A 2,989-nucleotide genomic window follows, 5' to 3' on the forward strand; every position below is an offset into this window, starting at 1 on the left:
TGAAGGCGGGATCGAGGATCGCTTCGAGGCGTTGCCATTCCGGAAAGGATGCGGCGAAAATGTCGGCGCCCATGCGGGCATCCTTGTAGGGATTGACCGCGCCACCGGCCGCGACCGTGATGTGGTCGAGCTCCTTCAGCAGCGCCAGCGTCCCCCGACCACGGTTGGAAAAATCCAGCGTCAGCGTGAAACCCGGTCGCGGGAACGACAGCAGTGCCGGCGAGCGGATTGAGCCGAAGCGCTTCAGGACCGTCAGGAACGAGCCCTGCCCCGCCCGTTTTGCCGCCGCAAGCAGCGCCGGCACCGCTCGGCGCGCAACGTCTCCCGGCACCACGCTCTGGTGCTGGAAAAGCCCGTTCGGTCCGTAGAGCCGGTTCCAGTTGCCAACGCCGTCGAGCGGAAAGAAAAAACCCTGGTAGCCGACCTGGCGCGGCGCGGTAGACCTGCCTTTCTTCCACCGGTAGGCGGCATTGAAGGCAGTCAGGAACGGCCGGTTGAGCACGTTGAACGGCGGCTGGAACGGCACCGAAAGGTTGCCGCCGGCACGAGAGGCCACATGGGAGCCATGCTCGGCGTGATTGCCGGTAAACAGCAGCCCGCGCCCACGGCCGTGGCCGCCGGCAAGCTGGTCGATCCATGCGACGACGTATTCGTTGGCTTGGTCGGCCGCTTCGGCAAGCTCGAAGAATTCGCCGAGGTCGCGGAACGGCGTCGCCGTCTCGACGATATCGAGGGATGGCACCCGCATCAGCCGGATCGATGCGGACAGGATCAGTCCGGTCAGCCCCATGCCGCCGATCGTCGCCGCAAACAGGCGTGCATTGTCGGTGGCCGAGCAGTAATGGGGCCGTCCATCCGATTTTAGCAGCGTGAACGATTCGACGTGGCAGCCGAAGGTGCCGCGCCGGTGATGGTTCTTGCCGTGAACGTCATTGGCGATGGCGCCGCCGAGCGTGACGACCTGCGTGCCTGGAACGACGGCCGGAAAGAAGCCGTATGGCGCTGCATGGGCGATGATGTCGGACAGAAGCACGCCGGCCTCGGCCTCGATCACGCCTGTCCCGGCATTGAAGGCGCGGATCCTGTTCAGCGGCCGCATGTCGACGACCATGCCGGCCTGGTTCTGGCAGGAATCGCCGTAGGAGCGGCCGTTGCCGTAGGCGAGCAAGGCATTTCTTGCCGCCTTGCCGCTCTTCAGCAGCGCAACAGCGTCGTCCGCCGGGATCACATCGAGTGCCGGCGGCGTGGCAAGACCGAAGCTCTGGAACCGCTGCTTCGCCACTCCTACCAGCCTCCGGCGACCAGAAACACGGCGCCGATGAGCACGACGATCTGGCTGCGCCAGTCGCGGATGATGAAGACGACCGGATCGTCATGCAACTCGTCGCGGCGGGCGAGAATCCAGACGCGGATGGTCAGGTACAGGACGATCGGCGCCAGGGGCCAGACTAGCCACGGGTGAGGATAGAGTTCGCGCACCGCAACACTGTCCATATAGAGTGCCAGCACCAGCGCCGAGGAAAAGGCCGAGGCCATGCCCGCCTGGGCGACGATCTCCTGGTCTCCGGTGCGGTAGCCGCGGCCGGCAATGCGTTCGCCGGCCGGAATCGCGGTCGTGCGCAGCTCGACAAAACGCTTCACCAGCGCCAGCGACAGGAAAAAGAAGATCGAGAAGGCCAGCAGCCAGAACGAGACGTCGACGCCGGTCGCCGCGGCGCCCGCCAGAACGCGGATCGTGTAGAGTCCGGCCAACGTCAGCACGTCGATCAGGAGCATGCGCTTGAACGACAGCGAATAGGCGGTGGTGATGACTATGTAGCCGCCGAGCACGCCGAGGAATTCGATAGGCAGCAGAAGCCCTGCACCAACGCCCATTGCAAGCAGCACCATCATCGAACCGAGGCCGAACGGGATCGACAGCGCGCCGCTGGCGAATGGCCGGTTGCGCTTGGTCAGGTGTTTGCGATCGAGCGCGAGATCAAAGAAATCGTTGAGGATGTAGATGGCGGAAGCGACTGCGCTGAACGATACGAAGGCCAGCAGGCATTCCCAGACCATGTCGGCGTTGAAGTATTCGTGCGACAGTACCATCGGCACCGCGATCAGCGAGTTCTTCAGCCACTGATGAACGCGCAGCATCTTGACGATGGTTCTGAACGTCGGCTTCGGCGCCGGCATCATTTCGGCACCGTGGGCGGCCTGCCATCGCGCAGCATGGCGGTCGGGCGCGACGACGATTGCCGCGCGCGCGGCGTCGAATACCCTAAGGTCGTGCCGGCTATTGCCGGCATAGTCGAAGCCGCCATCGCCATAGGCGGCGACAAGCGAGGCGCGCTTTCTGCCTGAGGTCATGTTGTGGGGGCCGTCGGTCGCCAGGACGCGATCGAATATCCCGAGATGTGCGGCGATCGCCTCGGCCAATTTGCGCGGCGTACCGGTCGCCAGCACGATCTGGCGGCCCTTGCCATGTTCAACGCGAAGGCGCTGAAGCAGCGCCTCGCGGTAAGGCAGCGACGCAGGATCGATGTCGATGCGTTGAGCGATGGCCTGCTTCAACCGCGCCGGCCCGCCGGCGAGCCAGAACGGCACGAGGAAAAGATAGAGCGGATTCTTCTTGAGAAGGATGAACAGCCCTTCCCACAACAGGTCCGTCGCGATCAGCGTGCCGTCGAGATCGACGGCAAGCGGAATTGCGTTCCTGTCCGACCGCGCGTCCATTTTCCGTTGCCCTGCCTAAAGCCCATGATCCCGAAAACCGATTTCTCGGAAAGGATCATGCACCATTCCAAAATCCGCGCCGTGCTTCGGCGTCTTCGGCCCGATATAACGGGGAACAGCGCAGCGAATGTTAAAACGCCCAGCCTGGCCTGGCTTGCGTGACGGTATTTCGCCCTTCATCATTAAGTTTCGCTGACCCGAAACGATAAAAGGCCGGGCATTGCCCGGCCTTCGAAAAATCGTCACCGTTTTTTGACGCGGCTACTTGATA

General features: G+C 63.5%; 2 protein-coding genes. Both read right to left on the reverse strand.

What is annotated here, in order from left to right:
- A partial coding sequence (locus EOA86_RS28710; RefSeq protein ID WP_164892067.1) for an FAD-binding oxidoreductase occupies positions 1 to 1,282 on the reverse strand: 1,282 nt, incomplete at its 3' end.
- Between the two features lie 2 nt (positions 1,283 to 1,284).
- Positions 1,285 to 2,718 carry a UbiA family prenyltransferase gene (locus EOA86_RS28715; protein ID WP_128344746.1) on the reverse strand — a complete coding sequence of 478 codons (1,434 nt, stop codon included), beginning with the start codon at positions 2,716 to 2,718 and terminating at the stop codon, positions 1,285 to 1,287.
- Positions 2,719 to 2,989: the final 271 nt, after the last annotated feature.

It is taken from the genome of Mesorhizobium sp. M5C.F.Ca.IN.020.32.2.1 (assembly GCF_004023105.1).
Taxonomy (GTDB): Bacteria; Pseudomonadota; Alphaproteobacteria; order Rhizobiales; family Rhizobiaceae; genus Mesorhizobium; species Mesorhizobium wenxiniae.